This window comes from Pseudidiomarina mangrovi, from assembly GCF_003999375.1.
GTDB classification, from domain to species: domain Bacteria; phylum Pseudomonadota; class Gammaproteobacteria; order Enterobacterales; family Alteromonadaceae; genus Pseudidiomarina; species Pseudidiomarina mangrovi.
This window is the reverse complement of record NZ_RJLC01000015.1, coordinates 62,225-80,005: the sequence shown is the minus strand read 5'-3', so window position 1 is coordinate 80,005 and position 17,781 is coordinate 62,225. Positions and strand designations below refer to the sequence as shown.

The 17,781-nt window shown below is 45.8% G+C and carries 17 protein-coding genes; 11 read left to right on the top strand and 6 right to left on the bottom strand.

Annotated features, from left to right (window positions below; translation table 11 throughout):
* The first annotated feature begins 20 nt into the window (after window positions 1-20).
* Both gcvH and gcvP read left to right on the top strand, forming a co-directional pair.
* Window positions 21-410 (top strand): glycine cleavage system protein GcvH, encoded by a 390-nt coding sequence (gene gcvH, locus EFO84_RS07895; RefSeq protein WP_127347521.1) that lies wholly within the window; start codon window positions 21-23, stop codon window positions 408-410.
* A gap of 135 nt (window positions 411-545) precedes the next feature.
* The gene (gene gcvP, locus EFO84_RS07890) at window positions 546-3,431 is read left to right on the top strand and encodes an aminomethyl-transferring glycine dehydrogenase (RefSeq protein ID WP_127347520.1); all 2,886 of its coding nucleotides are present in this window, start codon (window positions 546-548) and stop codon (window positions 3,429-3,431) included.
* Between the two features lie 81 nt (window positions 3,432-3,512).
* Here gcvP and EFO84_RS07885 read toward each other — a convergent pair whose 3' ends face one another.
* Together EFO84_RS07885 and EFO84_RS07880 are read right to left on the bottom strand one after the other, a co-directional pair.
* The gene (locus tag EFO84_RS07885) at window positions 3,513-4,304 is read right to left on the bottom strand and encodes a hypothetical protein (RefSeq protein ID WP_127347519.1); all 792 of its coding nucleotides are present in this window, start codon (window positions 4,302-4,304) and stop codon (window positions 3,513-3,515) included.
* A 47-nt stretch (window positions 4,305-4,351) separates the two neighbouring features.
* Entirely contained in the window at window positions 4,352-5,002 is a 651-nt protein-coding gene (locus EFO84_RS07880; protein WP_127347518.1) for a hypothetical protein, read from the bottom strand.
* Between the two features lie 158 nt (window positions 5,003-5,160).
* Between EFO84_RS07880 and EFO84_RS07875 the strand changes: the two genes are divergently transcribed.
* The 6 genes from EFO84_RS07875 (at window position 5,161) to EFO84_RS11710 (ending at window position 9,591) form a co-directional block, all read left to right on the top strand.
* Window positions 5,161-5,340 (top strand): hypothetical protein, encoded by a 180-nt coding sequence (locus tag EFO84_RS07875; RefSeq protein ID WP_127347517.1) that lies wholly within the window; start codon window positions 5,161-5,163, stop codon window positions 5,338-5,340.
* A gap of 703 nt (window positions 5,341-6,043) precedes the next feature.
* Entirely contained in the window at window positions 6,044-6,646 is a 603-nt protein-coding gene (locus EFO84_RS07870; RefSeq protein ID WP_127347516.1) for a hypothetical protein, read from the top strand.
* Window positions 6,647-6,754: 108 nt separating this feature from the next.
* Complete coding sequence (locus EFO84_RS07865) at window positions 6,755-7,321, top strand: hypothetical protein (RefSeq protein WP_489114190.1); 567 nt, start codon at window positions 6,755-6,757, stop codon at window positions 7,319-7,321.
* Window positions 7,322-7,939: 618 nt separating this feature from the next.
* Window positions 7,940-8,215, top strand: a complete 276-nt coding sequence (locus tag EFO84_RS07860) for a hypothetical protein (protein ID WP_127347514.1) — start codon at window positions 7,940-7,942, stop codon at window positions 8,213-8,215.
* A 71-nt stretch (window positions 8,216-8,286) separates the two neighbouring features.
* Window positions 8,287-9,362 (top strand): IS3 family transposase gene (locus EFO84_RS07855; RefSeq protein ID WP_127347513.1). Its coding sequence is split into 2 segments (ribosomal slippage): window positions 8,287-8,536 and window positions 8,536-9,362, totalling 1,077 coding nucleotides; the frame shifts between segments, so codons are not numbered across the junction.
* Window positions 9,363-9,420: 58 nt separating this feature from the next.
* Complete coding sequence (locus EFO84_RS11710) at window positions 9,421-9,591, top strand: hypothetical protein (protein WP_164742409.1); 171 nt, start codon at window positions 9,421-9,423, stop codon at window positions 9,589-9,591.
* Between the two features lie 51 nt (window positions 9,592-9,642).
* Here EFO84_RS11710 and EFO84_RS07850 read toward each other — a convergent pair whose 3' ends face one another.
* Together EFO84_RS07850 and EFO84_RS11705 are read right to left on the bottom strand one after the other, a co-directional pair.
* The gene (locus EFO84_RS07850; RefSeq protein ID WP_164742408.1) at window positions 9,643-11,457 is read right to left on the bottom strand and encodes an AAA family ATPase; all 1,815 of its coding nucleotides are present in this window, start codon (window positions 11,455-11,457) and stop codon (window positions 9,643-9,645) included.
* A gap of 404 nt (window positions 11,458-11,861) precedes the next feature.
* Window positions 11,862-12,026 carry a hypothetical protein gene (locus EFO84_RS11705; RefSeq protein ID WP_164742407.1) on the bottom strand — a complete coding sequence of 55 codons (165 nt, stop codon included), beginning with the start codon at window positions 12,024-12,026 and terminating at the stop codon, window positions 11,862-11,864.
* Between the two features lie 270 nt (window positions 12,027-12,296).
* Here EFO84_RS11705 and EFO84_RS07845 point away from each other — a divergent pair, with 270 nt between their 5' ends.
* Complete coding sequence (locus EFO84_RS07845; RefSeq protein ID WP_240642669.1) at window positions 12,297-13,376, top strand: DUF2130 domain-containing protein; 1,080 nt, start codon at window positions 12,297-12,299, stop codon at window positions 13,374-13,376.
* A gap of 12 nt (window positions 13,377-13,388) precedes the next feature.
* The gene (locus EFO84_RS07840; protein ID WP_127347510.1) at window positions 13,389-14,051 is read left to right on the top strand and encodes a hypothetical protein; all 663 of its coding nucleotides are present in this window, start codon (window positions 13,389-13,391) and stop codon (window positions 14,049-14,051) included.
* On the opposite strand, the gene EFO84_RS07835 is transcribed toward EFO84_RS07840, so the two are convergent.
* Both EFO84_RS07835 and EFO84_RS07830 read right to left on the bottom strand, forming a co-directional pair.
* Window positions 14,048-16,126: a DUF2779 domain-containing protein gene (locus tag EFO84_RS07835; RefSeq protein WP_127347509.1), complete on the bottom strand. Its 2,079-nt coding sequence runs from the start codon at window positions 16,124-16,126 to the stop codon at window positions 14,048-14,050. The two genes, EFO84_RS07840 and EFO84_RS07835, sit on opposite strands and share 4 nt — an antisense overlap.
* 11 nt (window positions 16,127-16,137) lie before the next feature.
* Window positions 16,138-16,869: a hypothetical protein gene (locus EFO84_RS07830; protein ID WP_127347508.1), complete on the bottom strand. Its 732-nt coding sequence runs from the start codon at window positions 16,867-16,869 to the stop codon at window positions 16,138-16,140.
* A 172-nt stretch (window positions 16,870-17,041) separates the two neighbouring features.
* Here EFO84_RS07830 and EFO84_RS07825 point away from each other — a divergent pair, with 172 nt between their 5' ends.
* Entirely contained in the window at window positions 17,042-17,668 is a 627-nt protein-coding gene (locus EFO84_RS07825) for a hypothetical protein (protein ID WP_127347507.1), read from the top strand.
* The last annotated feature ends 113 nt before the right edge of the window (window positions 17,669-17,781 follow it).

Genomic DNA, 17,781 nt, shown 5'->3' with positions numbered 1-17,781 from the left:
AATTAAAGGAAGCACGACCCATGAGCAACATTCCAAAAGAATTAAAGTACGCATCAACCCACGAGTGGGTGCGCAACGAAGGCGACGGCATCTACACCGTAGGTATCACTGAGCACGCGCAAGACTTGCTGGGCGATATGGTGTTCGTTGAGCTGCCAGAAGTAGGCGCCAACGTAGCCGCTGGTGACGACGTAGCCGTAGCTGAATCAGTGAAAGCGGCGTCTGACATTTACGCGCCAATTGCCGGTGAAATCGTAGCTATCAACGACGAACTGGAAGACGCACCAGAAACCGTTAACAGCGACCCATACGGTGACGGCTGGTTGTTCAAAATCAAAGCCGACGACGTCAGCGAAGTTGACGCGTTACTTGACGCTGCCGGCTATCAAGCCGTCATCGACGAAGATTAATAGCGTATTGCTAGCGCACAACCCCGGTCATTGATGCCGGGGTTTTGTGTTTAGATTTGCTCTAAGCACCGGAACTTTTTACCGAACTTTTTTCACCCGAACCTTTTTTACCCGAACTTAAGGGGCACGAAGTAAATGACCACTACAACCTTGCATCAACTTGAAAATCACGGTGAATTCATAGCCCGCCACATTGGCCCAAGTGCCGATGAGACCGCAGCCATGTTGGCAACGCTCGGCGCTGAATCGCTGGAAGCATTGACCCGTGATACCGTGCCAGGAAGCATTTTGCGTGACCCATTCATTACCGTGGGCGAACCGCTTAGCGAGCGTGAAGCGCTGGCAAAATTGCGTGGCATTGCCAAGAAGAACAAGGTGTTAACGTCATTTATCGGCATGGGTTACTACGACACCTTAGTGCCAAACGTTATTCTGCGTAACGTGTTAGAAAACCCAGGTTGGTACACCGCCTACACCCCGTATCAGCCAGAAATTGCCCAAGGCCGCTTAGAAGCCATTCTGAACTTCCAAACCATGACCATGGATTTGACCGGTTTAGAGATGGCCAGCGCCTCATTGCTAGACGAAGCCACCGCCGCCGCAGAAGCTATGGCCATGGCCAAGCGCGTCAGCAAGAGCAAATCCAACAGCTTCTTCGTGGCCGATAACGTGTACCCACAAACCATCGACGTGGTAAAAACCCGCGCCGAAATGTTTGGTTTTGAGGTGATTGTTGAGCCAGCCGCCCACGCCGTAAAACACGACGTATTCGGCGCCTTGCTGCAATACCCAGACCGCACCGGTGAGTTGCACAACTTAGAAAAACTGATTGCTGGCATTCAAGCCAACAACGGTATCGTGGCAGTAGCTGCTGACATCATGAGCTTGGTGCTGTTGAAGTCGCCAGGCGAAATGGGCGCCGACATGGTATTGGGCTCAGCCCAACGCTTTGGCGTACCTATGGGCTACGGTGGCCCACACGCCGCGTTCTTCGCCACCCGCGAAAAATACAAACGCTCATTGCCAGGCCGTATCATTGGCGTATCGAAAGACAGCCGTGGCAACATGGCATTGCGTATGGCCATGCAAACCCGCGAGCAGCACATCCGCCGCGAGAAAGCCAACTCCAACATCTGTACCGCGCAAGTATTGTTGGCCAACATGGCCTCGTTCTACGCCGTCTACCACGGCCCACAAGGCTTGAAACTGATTGCCTCGCGCATCAACCGGTTGACCGACATTGTGGCGCTTGGCTTACAAGAAAAAGGCGTGAAACTGGTCAACAACCACTGGTTCGACACCCTGACCTTTGACTGGCACGGCGATAGCGATGCGTTGGTGCAAAGTGCCGTAGCCCAGGGCCTGAACCTGCGCGTAGACGGCAACGGCCGCTTTGGCGTGAGCTTAGACGAAGCCAAAACCCGCGCTGACGTTGAAGCGCTGTTCGTAGCCTTATTTGGTGCCGACCACGGCCTCGAAATTGACGTGCTGGATGCCCGCGCTGCCGCTGGCGACGTGACCTCTATTCCGGCTGAACTGCGCCGCGAGTCAGCCATTCTGACCCACCCAGTGTTCAACAGCTACCACTCAGAAACTGAGATGCTGCGCTACATCAAGCAGCTAGAAAACAAAGATTTATCATTGAACCACAGCATGATCTCGCTGGGCTCGTGCACCATGAAGCTGAACGCCACCGCTGAGATGATCCCAGTGACCTGGCCAGAGTTCGGCCAATTGCACCCGTTCTGCCCAGAAGACCAAGCGGCGGGCTACGCTGAATTGCTGAGCACCCTGTCAGACTGGCTGATCAACATCACCGGTTACGACGCCATGTCAATGCAGCCAAACTCAGGCGCACAAGGCGAATACGCCGGCTTGTTAGCGATTCAAAAGTATCACCACAGCCGTGGCGACTTGCACCGCAACATCTGTTTGATCCCAAGCTCGGCGCACGGTACCAACCCAGCGTCGGCGCAAATGATGAGCATGCAAGTAGTGGTGGTTGATTGCGACAAGAATGGTAACGTAGACCTAGACGACCTGCGCGCCAAAGCCGCCGAAGCTGGCGACAACCTGTCATGCATCATGGTCACTTACCCGTCTACGCACGGCGTGTACGAAGAAGGCATCAAGACCATTTGTGACATCGTGCATTCACACGGCGGCCAAGTGTACCTAGACGGCGCCAACATGAACGCGCAAGTGGGCGTAACCTCGCCAGGCTACGTGGGTGCCGACGTATCGCACTTGAACCTGCACAAAACCTTCTGTATCCCGCACGGCGGCGGCGGCCCAGGCATGGGCCCAATTGGCGTGAAGAAGCACTTAGCGCCATTCTTGCCAAACCACAGCGTGATCCACATTCAAGGCACTGGCCTCAACAACGGCGCGGTATCTGCCGCACCATTCGGTAGCGCCAGCATTCTGCCCATTTCATGGATGTACATTGCCATGATGGGCAGCCGCGGCCTGCGTGAAGCTACCGAAGTAGCGATCATGAACGCCAACTACGTGGCCAAGCAATTGAGCGCGCATTACCCAATTCTGTACAAAGGCCGCAACGACCGCGTTGCGCACGAGTGCATCATTGACCTGCGCCCACTGAAAGAAAGCTGTGGCGTGACCGAAATGGACGTCGCCAAGCGCTTGCAAGACTACGGCTTCCACTCACCGACCATGAGCTTCCCGGTAGCGGGCACCTTAATGGTTGAGCCAACTGAGTCTGAGTCTAAGGCCGAGCTAGACCGCTTCATTGAAGCCATGGTCAGCATTCGCCAAGAAGCCGACAAAGTAGCCGCCGGCGAATGGCCAGAAGACAACAACCCACTGCACAACGCGCCACACACCCTGGCCGACATTGTCGACAGCAACTGGGAACGCCCATACGACCGCCAAGTAGCCGCCTACCCAGTAGCCGCGGTGAAAGTGAACAAGTTCTGGCCAAGCGTTAATCGTATTGATGACGTGTACGGCGACCGGAATTTGATCTGTAGCTGCCCGGCAGTGGATAGTTACCGGTAATCTGGCTTTGTTATGAAAGACCCGCCTTTTGGCGGGTTTTTTTACATACGGAATCGTAGTATTAAAAATATATTGGGAAATTTATAAATGCTTAGAACTAGACTTAGGTTTTATCTGTGATTTCAAAATCATATCGAGATGGTCTTTATATTTATCCTCCAACCACGTTCTCCCATCATACTGAATTGAGAGTAATTGCGGATAGAACACAACCGAAGTGCCACTATGATCAAGTCTTTTTGAGTATCTTGAGCGAGATTTTCTTAATTCTTCACCAAATCTATTATAGATCATATTTTCTAAGTCATCTCGAACCTGCTCAGCTAACGATAAAGCGTCTTTGTTTAATGGAGCCAAGGTAGCTGAGATAAGCAGGGGAGGTAATTCGCAATATTCCTTATCAGAGAAGACGAAACACGACGCTGAATCACTATGCTCGAGATACTGATAGGAGGTTGTTTCCCGAAGTCCTGCAAATAATAGCTCAAGCTCGTATGGTATTCCCTCGAGAAAAATAGGCGCCACTGAAATTTTGTTCGCATGCGTGCTAATAAGCTGAACGTTGTTTATTAAAAGTCCTTTATTATAGTCGAGAGAATTATCAAAAGAACTTTCTAATCTTTCGTCCATACTTTGTCGATTTTTGCCATGCAATGAATCAAAGTATGGAAAAAACATATCATCGGACATGCAATATGATTCTCGATTTGAGATATCAATAAATGCGTCTGACGAACAAATTTTTTGTTTTGCCTCAACCCGAGTGTCTCCCCAATTAAGCCCGCCAAAAGGTTGTATAATTTCCACTGAATCTTCGGCGTTAGCATTGAATATTTGAAAAGATATTAATAGAAATATAAGAGCGTCTTTCATGATTATAATCCACAATTTTATTTGTCAGGGTATAGCGATATTTCTAGTTAAAAGATCATATCAATTAATATGAAAAATACTGAAATGTAAATAGCCCACCTAAAAATCTTATATCGAAATTCAGTCTTGCTAAGAAATGCCAAGATGATTATAGGAATGGGCTTTAACTTCCATTCAAATTTGATGATTAAATAATTTAAAATAAATATCGAGCATAACACATAAGAAATTCTAATAAGTAAGTCGATGAATGATGTTGAGTATACTTTAATGTCAGGGCTAGCTTTAAAAAGTATATGGGAAACTGCAACAAATGCTGCAATAGATAAATTTATTAGAATATATATAAACACCATTCTAATATTAATCTTTAAGTATGTTTTATTAATGAACTCTCTATAAGATCGAGCGATTTTTTCTTGTTCCTTTTCTTTGGAACGTCTTTCTTCTCTTTCTTCTTGTCTGATTTTTCGTTCCTTTTCATCATCAGCATCTTTTTTGGCAATTTTGAAATCGTAAATATCCTGTAATTGTTTCGCTCTTATTTTTACATAGAGCGCTGAGGTTTCCGATTTTACACCTTTACTATGAGAGAAAGCTCTAGCCCATGTTTCCTGGTCTATAGACCCAGTCCTCAGCTCTTCTAAAGCTTCAGCATGAAAGTCTCCATTGTAAAAATGTGTTGGATATGTACGCATTCTTCTTTGTCCCTATTTGACGCGTCAGACGTAATCAACGGCTTCGCTTAGCCGCACAAATCAATCGGTTATAACGTAGTAATTAAAGAGTTAAAGCTATCTTTATGAATTTGAGTCGAAGTTAATTAGGCCAGATAGCATCGATCTGTGCAACGATTATGTCTATTTTCGTTTGGTGTTTTGATGTACAACTATGGCTGAAATATATCAACCTGCGGCACCACGCGCCACATACGCGGGCCGATATTGTGAACAGCAGCTGGGACCGCCCATACTACCGGCAAATAGCCGCGGTGAGAGTTAACAAGGCCTGGCTAAGCGTAAACCGCATTGATTAAGTTTACGGCGACTGCAACTTGATCTTCAGCTGTCTGGCCATGGATCGTTACCGGTAATCCGGCTTTGCTATGACTAAACTACCTTTTGGCGCGTTCTGTTTTTTCTGGAGGGGTGGGCTGGGTAACAGTGGTTCTGCCTCAGTAGTGCTGCGGGTTTTATTGTTGTTTATTTTATCGGAATAATTTAAGGTCAATTGAGTAACAAAAAATCCAAGTTAATAGTTTGCATTTACTAGTGTTGAATCGGGGATTCTTGGGTTGCTTCGGTTTGGGCCTAGGAGTTCAGAGAGTAGATTTGTTTTTGATTTGTGGATCAAGTTCTTTACTGAACAAGTTAGTGCGCAACGAGGCTGTGCGGGATGCACAAATGTTAGGGTATGAAAATAAAAATGCCGTCAGTTGTTCACCCGAAGCAGTTCGTTATCAGTGGAATGTACTTTGAAGTGGTTTCATACTCTCCACTCAATGACGAACAGGCAGCGAAGGTTGCCAAGATCTTCTTTCGGACCAACAAGTTAAATAAGAGTGATAAGGGGAAGTATTTCCCAGTAGTCACTCAATTCGATGCTCAGTCAGTAAGTTTGCTGTAAGCATAGAAGAATGATTCACTAACCGGTTGCTTCATCGGAGGCCCAAAAGATTAGCACCTTTTTGGCCAGCGAAGTTTCTCGGTAGAGCGCTCTATGAAGGAAAGGATGATTCTGTGCCTAGGATCGACAATGACGAACAACTCGCAGAGGTCACTAGACAAGTAAGCGAAGGCATTCAGGCTATTCAGGATTACTTGGTTGATCGCAACTGTAACGAAGGAAAGATCAAGTTTCCATGGGGGTACATCAGGCGAGTAAACGTACACCTCGAAAGATACTCCTTTATCCGTAACGATACCCTAAAGAGAAATTTTGCCTATGCACTCATTGGGGCCGATGTGTTCAGGTGGATTATTAACAGAACCACCATCCGTGGTGTAGCCAGAGACATGATTATAAAAGAAAATATTTGTCTCATGGCCCAAATAACTGAGAGCCTCACGCTCGACGTATTGATAAATTATTTTCCGAAAAAGCAGCTCGATAATTATAAGAAAAGAACAAATAAGTTGGTTGAAATTGGTGTGATCGATGAAGAATTAAAGGGCGAGCTTCACTGGGTCTGGGACACTCGGCAAAACCAACATCTCTTTTTAATGGAAGTGCGTGAGCATGAGCATTATGAGATTCGCGACTCGAATCGCGCCGTGAGGGCAGTAAGTAAGTTAAGAGATTCAATCGAAGCAAGGTTTCGCGAGAAAGGGTCTTTGCTCTAACCAATGATATTGAGTTCATTGCGGCCGTTGGGCCTCCGATTATGAATATGTTAGGAAACAATATGACCGAGCTATTGCATGACTTGCCGATGATTGACATTCTCACTGGTGCTCTCTCTCGTAATAATTACTGGGTTCTATGCTTGGGCAACATACCAAATATTAAAAGCGAACAAGCGTGTAGTTGAGGTAATGCAAGAACAGAGCGAAGCCATAAGTCGGCCATATATTCTGGTGTCGCCGAAACTCGAAGCTGATAATCCTACTTTCTATCTTAAGATCTACAACTCAGGACGGACTGCTGCAAGTAATTTGAGGTTAACGATAGACAGATCTTTCTATCAGTTTGGTGAGAATAATCCTAACCGAAACTTAGCTATATACTCAGCTTTTACTCAGCCCATTACTGCCTTTGCGCCTAGTTCGGAGATTACGTTTTCCTTAGCTCAAGGTTTTGTTATTTTTGGTAAAAATGCTGATGAGTCAATACTTCCTAAAACGTTTACTGTTGTTGCTGAATATGAGTATGGACTAAATCGTTCAGTAAAGGAGTCTCATATTATCGATCTTCGGCCATACGTCGATGCAAACTTACCTCAGGAAGCCTTAATACGGAAAATGAAGGACTTGATAAAGGCAGTAGAAAAAGTTGCTACCAATGCAAGGAAGTCCTAACGTAGCTTATTTCGGCGGCATTACAGGTTCAAGAGGTAAATGTGAAAGTTTCATTGGTCATTTTGATTATTGCTTGGATAGTGGCACTCGGTACGTTGGCTACTGATATATTTGGCTATACTAAAACTTTAGCAATGTTTCGGTAGGGCAGGCGCAATCTTAACCCTTTGCGCTGCAATACTTGAGTACAAACTATCTACAAAAGGGCAAAACGAAAGCAACTATAAAGAGGGTGGCCCTATATCGCTCATAGCTGTTGGAAGGGCGGTTCTTTTGACAGATAGTGAAAAGCGTATGAGGTATTTTGCCCATATATCTGTAATTTTAGGTACTTTAATATGGGGCTTTGGTGATTTGGTAGGCCAATTCACTAACGAATAAAAAGGCTGCTCGTTGCGACGGCATTTTTAGCGGTGGCAACTACACTATTCTAGAGCGCATCATTGATGGATCTTTAAAAAGAAATGCTAGTTGGTGGGATATACATGGGGTGCAACCATCCATACTGGCTGAAGTCGCAAACAAGCATTGGGGCTGGGTATTATTTACAATCATCGCAACAGTAGTGGGTGTTGCGAGTGCTTTAGCAGGATTAGTTTAATAATTGCAGGCACGGCGATGGCTTCTCTATGGTGGATGAGCCTTCATAAGGATGCCATTCTCGCTGTGGTCGCTTCAAGTTTTGGAGGTTCTTTGATTTTTCAACCACCACGCGATAATTACAAGCCTTTAACAGAAAAGGAAGAAGAGTACTTTCATCTTGTTAATTGTCTGAGTTGCTTTGATAGAGCTATTAAGATTCTTGATGATCTGGATGACTATGTTGATAAAATAAGTGTGACTTTACAGGACGCCGCAACAAGATTAGCTATTATAGAATATGCAAAAGCATGACGTCTCCCCCAAAAATAGAACCATGACATCGATGAGATTTCCATTAAAATTAGGTTATTGGAGATCTCACTATGAAAAGACGTCACAGCGAAGAACAGATTATCAAGGCTATCAAGGAGCATGAAGCTGGTGCCAGGGTAGATGATATATGCCGACGGATGGGTGTTTCGAACGGCGCATTCTATAACTGGCGCAGCAAGTATGCAGGTATGGAAGTTAACGAGGCCAAGCGCCTAAGAGAGCTTGAGGCTGAGAACAGCAAGCTCAAGAAGCTGCTTGCAGAGAAGATGCTGGAGACAGAAGCGTTAAGGGACGTTGTCTCAAAAAAGTGGTAAAGCCCGCCAGCAAAAAGCGTGTGGTTGACTATATGGTAACCACCTTCAAGCTTAGTGAGCGCCTTGCGTGCAAGTTGGTTGGGCTGAGTCGTACCGCGTATCGATATCAGCCAAAAGAGCGTCAGGATGAGCCAGTTACGGCTCGTTTAAAAGAGCTGGCGGTTGAGTATCCACGATACGGCTACTTGATGCTTCACGGCCTTCTCAAGCGCGAGGGATTGGTTAAAAACAAGAAACGGACCTATCGTTTGTATACCGAGCAGGGCCTGGAAGTTCGAACCAAGAAGCGTAAGAAACTGATTCGTCCGCGCATTGTGATGGATACGCCAACGACTGTGAACCAGCGTTGGTCGATGGACTTTGTTTCTGATCAACTAGCCAATGGGCGTCGTTTTCGCGTCTTAAATATTGTTGATGATTTTAGTCGCGAAGTAGTTGGGCAGCTTGTCGCTGTATCGATATCAGGCCAACAGGTGGCACGCTTTTTATCACAAGTTATCGAAGGTCGTGAGAGGCCTGACTCGATTGTTTGCGACAACGGTACAGAATTTACCAGTAAGGCTATGTTCTTCTGGAGTAAAACTGAAGGTGTGCGTCTGAGCTTTATTCAGCCAGGGAAACCGACACAAAATGCTTTCGTAGAGAGTCTGAATGGAAAGTTCAGGAATGAATGCTTAAATCAGCATTGGTTCAGAACTCTTGATGAGGCACGTTACGACATTGAGCAGTGGCAGCGTCATTACAACGAAGAAAGACCACACAGTTCACTGAATTATTTACCGCCAGCTGAATATGCAAAACAGGTGGCATAAAAACTGAAATCTCATTGAAAATATGGTGCTATTTCAGGGGAAAGGTCATCACGAACACATGCAGTCACTATTTGAAGATGGAGTGATCTACATGAATACGTTGGAGTTTTATCGGACCTTAGAAGCCGATTACGAGCGTCGAGACGTCAAGGTGAATGGTGAGACCTTTAGCTTTGCACGTGATCTCACCCACCAAGCTGGTATTGCACCGATATTTTTACCGTGCTAACTCAAAGTAAAGCCACAAAAAATGAGAATGGCCCATCAGTGGGCCATTTTTTTAGTTATGAATAAAGCCAATCGGACGGCTACGTTGATTTTCAGCCTTCAACGTCACTTCGTGCGTTAATCGTGCAATGAGGTCGGCGAAATCAACTACCGGATTGAAACGAACCTGGCGCTGGATGATACCGCCATCGCTGGGCGTTAGTCCTTGTAAACGTTGCGCAGCACTTTGATAAAGCTCTGTGCTTGGCTCGTTATCGGGAAGTAATTCCGCAGCAAGGCGACTAATTAATTGCACGCGCTGGTCAAGCGTGAGCGCTTTAAATTCCATTTTCAAATCAAAGCGGCGTACGGCTGCAGGATCAAGGCGTTCGAGCAGATTGGTGGTACCAAATAAAATTCCCTCAAAGTTTTCCATCTGCACCAGCATTTCATTCACTAGGGTAGATTCCCAGTTGGCGCGCAGTTGCGTGCGTGAGGTAATAAAGCTATCGATCTCATCAATGACCAAAATAGCATCTCGCGCCTTCGCTTCGGTAAACGCTTTAGCAATATTTTTTTCACTTTCACCGACATATTTACCAAGCAGATCAGAGGCTTTTTTGATGACGATGGGTTTGTTCAGTTGCTCAGCCACGAAGCGAGCAAACATACTTTTCCCGGTGCCAGGCATACCATAGCAACAAATTCGGGCATGCCGATTTTGGCGAAGCTTTTCAATGATCGTTGTCACGTTGAAATCGACGTTGATTAATTGCGGATCAAACAGTGTATCGCTGGTTTTTGTGTCTTGACTCGTTTTAATACAACGCTTGTGTTGCGCCTTAAGCGCCGCATTAACCCAGTACAGCAACACATTTTGGTAACCGCCAATACTGAGTGGGTGCAACGTATTCGCAACTTGATGTGCTTTCGTAACTAAGCCGATATCTAGGTAGTTAGTGTTCGCGAGCGCATTAAGTATATCGTGATCGATTTTTTTACGAAGCATGTTGGTAAAAATAGTGAGTCGCTGTGCTGTGCTCATAGGCTTGAATTCAATAATCACACTAAACTGGCGTAAGACAGCAGTATCGATGCCACTGATGTCGTTCGCTACCCATAAAGTCGGACAGGTGTTGTTTTGCAAGGCGGCCTCAATGGTTGCCATACGCGTATCGGGAACGAAAAAAGCGACTGGATTAGCCATAAACATATCGTTGGCATCGTCTATCAGCAGCAAGCTGCGTGATCCTTGCAAGAGTTGATCTGCTGCTTGGTGTATTTTAAGCCGCTGCTCAATATCAAGAGTTTCGTTGCTGCCTATATCGGTATTTAGCACATTAAATAATGACGCATCACACGCATTTGCTAAAACCTTGGCAAATTCGGTTTTACCGGAGCCTGATGGACCGTGAATCAATATGTTACTCCCCATCATATTCTTTTTAAGTGAGCGATTTAAGTACAGTGACGCAACCGATAGCTCATACTCCAGATGCCCGAAATCAGTCTTATTTAAAGCGCCGTCGACCATTTCAGTGGCATGATAGCTAAGCAGTTTTTGTTGGGTGAGTGGGGTGTTAAACAGATCAAAGGCAAAGTTGTTATTGATACCATAACCATTCTCAACGTCATCCAAAAAATCAGACCAAGCGAAAAAATGAAGATCAGCGTAGCGAAACTTGCGATTTATCGCATTTGCTATTTCCTGGCGTTCAACATCCAGCAGCGTGGCGAAGAAATCAGTCTTGCTCAGACGTACTTCATTGGCTAGAGCTAACAGCTTTTTTGATAAAGCGTTGGTATGGCAAATGGCTAGAAAAATGAAAAAGTTCGTTTCGGCGATTGATGCACCGGATTGTTTAAACAGGAAATCAATGTTGTGCACCAAGACGTTGTGCTCGGGTTGAAATGCGGCGATTTGTTGTTGCTGAAGCTGTTCCAGCGAATGACGCTGCTCGAGTAAGTAATTCTTACCGGCATCCATCAAGTTTAAGTGGGGAAATTCCTCAACATAAATGGCATACACGTCTGATGATTTCAGTAATTGCTCAGCGCTTTCTGGAGATTTGAGAGCGCGTAATAGCCATAAACGGCGATAGGCTTGAATCACTTCACTATTGACAAGGCTATGGGTGTTGGCCTCATTTAACGGTTCAACCGATACAAACGACTCAACTTGACTATCGCTAGTGGTAATAATGTTTTGCATACTGTTCCCCCGGCTTTTATAAACTAGGGGGAATGCTACCAAGCACAGGCGTCAAGTTGAGTCGTATTTAAAGTATCAAGTTAACAGCTATAGACCACGTTACCAGATCGGTCGATAACGCGAGCAGCGAATGCGCCAGAGTTCTTCTTGCGCAGGGCCTCGTTAATGGCTTGACCTTCGGCGGAATAAGTTCCGATAGCGGTCCATACGGTATTGAAGGTGCTTTTATATTGAGCGGTATACATAGTTAATTCCCTCTACTGTTGTTTGTTAATTTTGCCACTAAGTAGTTGGCGAGATAAAAGTAGCAGGGGTAAACGACATATTATGTCTTTACGCCTGCTATCGTTACGGTGATGATTTCGCTACCGACTGAAGGAAGAATAACCATGCATGACATTATTTGCCCTCACTGCAACACCGCGTTCAAAGTTGATGAAGCTGGCTATGCTGCAATTTTAAAGCAAGTACGTGACCATCAATTTAATCACGAAATTGATCAGCGAATTAAACTGATGGAGCAACAACAGCAATCAGCTGTAGAGCTGGCTGTTGCCAAAGTTCGCGAAGAATTGCAGAAGGCAACTGCAGATAAAGAGGCAACGATTGCTCAATTGAAAGCTCAACTTGATGCTACTGGCACTGCGCAACAACTTGCGGTTGCAACAGCAATTGCTGATTTGGAAAAAGAACGCAGCAAGTTAGAAGCGGATTTCAAAGCAGCTAAGCTTGAAAAAGAACTGGGTGAGAAGGCACTTCGCGAGCAATACCAAACTCAAATCAAAGATCGCGACGATGCGATTGAACGTTTGAAAGACATGAAAGCCAAGCTATCCACTAAAATGCTGGGTGAAACACTTGAAGAGCACTGTGCCAATGCTTTTGGACAAATCCGCGCCGCCGCATTTCCGCGTGCTCAGTTTGCCAAAGATAATGATGCACGCACTGGCAGTAAGGGCGACTTTATTTTCCGTGAAGCCGATGAAGCTGGCACTGAATTCGTCTCGATCATGTTCGAAATGAAAAACGAAGCGGATCAAACAACAACCAAGAAAAAGAACGAAGACTTCTTACGCGAGCTCGACAAGGATCGCACCGAAAAAGGCTGCGAGTATGCCGTGCTTGTGTCTACTCTTGAGGCAGACAGTGAGCTTTACAATACCGGAATTGTTGATGTGTCCCATCTCTATCCGAAAATGTATGTAGTACGCCCACAGTTTTTTATTCCGATCATTACTCTCATGCGCAATGCAGCACTCAATAGCTTGAAATACAAAACTGAACTGGCGCAAATGCGTGAGCAAAATATCGATATTGCCAACTTTGAAGACGAGCTGGAAAAATTCAAGGACGGCTTCTCACGCAACTATGATTTAGCCTCGCGCAAGTTCAAAACAGCGATTGATGAGATCGACAAGACCATGAACCATCTGCAGAAGACTAAAGACGCCTTGCTAAGCTCAGAGAATAATTTGCGCTTGGCGAATGAGAAAGCCGGTGATATCACCATCAAGCGGCTTACGCGCAATAATCCGACCATGGCGGAAAAGTTTGCTGCCTTGAAGGATGGCCATGATGATGACATTGAATCATAAGGAGCTATCACTATGCCAGTTATGAAAATGAGCCCAATAATCTATTGGAAAGATTGTTTTGATATCCCTATCGATAAGTCTGTTTGGTCAACTATTGATACGCAGCCTTATCGCAGAACCGATGATGGAATGACAGCCAATCGTGATCAGGCAACCTTTGGTTCATTAACAAAGGGCTTGGTGCTTCGAGATGAGTGCGCTTTGCATCGCAAGCAAAAAGGACTTTACTGTATTGCGACCGGAGGATTCTCAGGAGGCGAGCTACCCCCTGCATTTTATGTTGGTATTGCACATGGAGAAACGGTTTTAAGTCGCCTGCAGAAACACCGAGTAAAGTTATCGGGATCGAATGTTGGCTCCTCGCATTCTAGTGCAGGAGGTGTTAAGCATCCCAATACTTGGCAAAAGTATGCGCGAGAACGATATCTTACCATTGGTGGCCCGAGCGATACTCTTGCTGATGTGCGGTTCATGTATGGTGAAATTACTGATCCAAACCAAAGTAATAAGCAAGTACTTGCAGCATTTGAGCAAGCCATCGCTCAGAATTACAAAGGTATCTTAGAGCAACTATTAGCTATTTTTTGGCCCAATTGTGAAATTACGGATTTAACGATACTCACTAGTGGTCATGGCAAAAACAATGACTGTTCTGTCTGTAGCTTTGAAATTTAAACGCTAAAATCTGAGCTCTTACGATAGTGTTGCCAAGCCTGCATAATCATCACCATCGCTAGTGTATCCAGCTCGCAGTAGCGCAGCATCGCAGCTTCAAGCTGCGCTTGCTGTTCTGCGGTATAGCCGCCTGATTGAATCCGCACGAAGGCCATTAAGGCTGCACCACCATTGGCGACGTCAATAGTTTCTGAGTTCGCTTCAGCATCTTCCAGTACATCATTATCCGCATCGTTCGACGTCGGAGCTAAGTTCTTCAGAATGTCATAGGGGTCCAGCGCTTTTCCTGGATGCTGAGGGTCTTGCTGCCACCAAGTGATGCCATCACCAGTGTTGTAATTCTTGCTCGTGATCGAGCCAGAAGCACCGCCGTAAATAGGCTGACTGTAGGTGTCTCGTAAAAATTCTGAGTCACCAAGAATGGCAGGCAGCACCGCTTTGATGCTCGAACTCCCGCGGGTATCTGCATGGAAATAGCATTCGGCAGCGAGTTTGGCTTGATCGACCATATTACGGGCACCGGAAGTACGTGTGTTGTGCTCGGTAATACTTTCAATAAATGCCAGCAGTTCATCCCGGTCAGCGGCAGGATGTTTGGCACTCTTCAATTCTTTGTGCAGTGCATTGAGCACAGTATTCTCGTAATTGTGCCAGCGGAAAATGGTACCGCGATCACCTAAATCCTGCTTTAACTGACGCAATAGCGCACTATGTGGGTCAGCTTGGTTGCTGGTATCAAGATATTGCTCATGGTGTTGGACGGTGCCGTCTTCATGCATCACATGAATAGAGTACTGAAACACCACTTGTTGATTGGGGCGATAGCCAGGGCGGATCGGAAGCGCACTGGTGGCTCCCTCGAAATCCAAAAAGTAATAAGGATACTGCCAGGTCGCCTGCGCTTCAGCGAAACGCGCATGGTCAAAAAATGAATCACCGTCAGTTGGCGCACCAAAGACTTGCATATATTGGCGCTGCGACTTTTCTATTTTAAGACCATCAGCCTTGAGCTTGGGTGTATCGCAGACGTCATCTTCGTCTAAATCAGCCAAATAGAATTTGCCTTGTTCCATCGCCTTTTTCTTAATACTGGCACCATCATACACGCCTAAAACAGTGTCTTTACGACTTACGTGATCACTGAAACCTGGCACCCCGGCGCGCTTCCAACATTCATGAAAACCGCTACGTCGGTTGGCATTCGGTTGCTCAGTATAAAACTCACATTTGCTACATTTGGTTGGGTGAAGTGGGGCGGTGACTTGTTGGCGGTTGGCATAAGCTGTTGCCCAACCGCCTGCTTGTTGAATTGATGCATGGCTCAGGCCCTGCACTGATGTTGGCAATGTGCCGCTCATGAGTTCATTCACTTCGCTATCAACGTTGACTGGGCATAAGAATGCATGATCAATCGTGGTATTGAAGTCAGGCATCGCTACATGCACTTGATCACGATTGCCTATTTTGGTCAGCGTCACTTTAAAGTGCTTATGCAGATCTGCGGTTCTGCTGGTGACCGCCTTATTCGGCAACATCAGGTAGGACTCAATCTGCCAGTCAGGATGAGCTCGTCCCACCACCATAGTTTGAAAGGCAACATCTTGTAGATAGGGCAAAAAATCAGCGTTGACTTTGCCTTTTTCAGTACGCGGAAATTCCTGTTTCTGCGAATCAAATGATTTTGATTTCACTTCAATCAGCTGTACGTAGTTGCCGTGTTTAACCAGCACATCAACGCGCACCAAAAAATGCTCAACAATAAAGGTAGGTTCAAATAGCACCAAGGATTCGTGTTGTTGCAGATAGGCTTGGGTCTGCGCAACTTGCTGTTCACTACCGATCGCCTCGATTTCAAACCAAGGCACGCCGGTTGCTTCCGCTTGTTTAGCATAGATCCATTGCGCAAGCTTACCGATTTGATGGCCGCCCTCAGCCAGACCTTTCAGCATTTCGTTAGTGTCATTGGTATTGACGTAGGCTTTGTCGCCAGTGTAGTTCAGCTTAGCTGGGCACTCCAATGCGAGTTTGAAGCGTGATTTACTGAGATAGCGGTTGTTTGACTTAGCAGTTGACATGAATCCCCCTTTTATAGCTCAGGCAGCCCAGCGATAGCAGCTACGATATCGCTTAGTTCGCGCGCCATATCATGACCATCGATAATGATGGGATTTTGTCCGAGACGAGCATGTGTGGTGTTGCAAATCGGCGCAATGCACTCAATCAAACGCTTTTCTTCCTCAAGTATGCGTTGTTTAAGTTGCTGGTTAGTCATTCCTTCAGGTAATTCGCTAAAACGGGTATAGGCGAATCCTATGCGTTGCAGCAAATCGTCAGGCGAACTGGTCGAAAAACTGTCCCAATGCTTTGCTGCAAACTGCGCGCGCCGAAGCGGCGCTAGATTGCCGTTATCTTTATGAAGCACATCGCGTTGTGGACTCCTCAAAAGTCCGGCAACCATGTCATGTGCTTCACCAAATTCGTGTTGAAGCTCATTTAAGCTTTTTCGCGCAATATGTACACGGTGTCCGCGCATAGTAATAGCGCCAAAATGAGTCCAAATTCGATCTTTGACCACGTTACCGTTGAAGTAGGCTCCATTTTTGCCGCGGCCAAGATAGCTTCCGACATATATGGTCGTATCGTCGAGCCACAATGCGTATAAACCAGGCCCTTTTAAAAACTTATTGGTTTGTTCCGAGGTTATGAATTTCTTTGTAGCGAATCGCCAATTAAGGAAAGGCACACCGGCGCGCCCTCGTTCTTGCTCTTGAATGTTAAACACGTTTCGGGCTTCTGGCATTACGTATGTACTGATCATTTTCTCGCTCCGTGGGTCGGGTGATAGCTAAACGATACCTATGCCGCATGCCAAAACGTGTCGAACCGGGGAAATTAAATTTTATGTTTGTAAAAATATTTTTAGCAGATTATTAAAATTAGTCTATACAGATTGATCAATTCGTTGAAGCGTTCATTAATAGGGAGAGCTCATGATTAATATACCGATAAGTCAAAAAGCCTATGAAGCGTTGGTGAAGAAGTTTTTAGGATTTAAAGTGGTTCGCTACGTCCTGCTTGCCACGCGGGAGCATGCTGTTGCTAAAGGGCTGAAATTTGAGCTTACCTTCGCCGAAACACATACCTTTCAAAAGAATGGGCATCCTCGACATCACTATTTGCCGGTGACGGATATGCATTGTTTGAATGTTGAAGTTGACGGGGTACGGATAATCCGCTTGGGAGCATCGAAAGATTTCAAATACATCTTCCTCAACATAGATACCGACACCGATGGAAACCGCATGCCAAATCGCGGTGAGCTATTCGCCTGGAAGCTGCTATACCCATTTTGCTTATCCAATGTACGAGTAGTTTATACCCATTTACCAATCAACGACCCGGGTCAGTTCCAGATTAACGGCAATCATGTGACCATCAAACTCGATGCCGAAGGACATGCCTCACCTAGCTTCATAACATCGGGCGAAGGTGAAGCCATCTATGACCGTGATGACTATTATCGGATCACCGAAGAACAACCGAGTTATATGGATGATGTTTTCAAGCGAATCGATAAACTCGCGAAGAAAAAATATGAAGCTTCGGAAAAAGGCTGAGGCACTTCACATTCGGGTAGTCAGCCAAGGAAGGCTATAACAGTCAAATAAATGGTAGAAAATAGCTTTTAGCAATAAAAATATTGACAATTAATTCAATCTAGCATAAATTG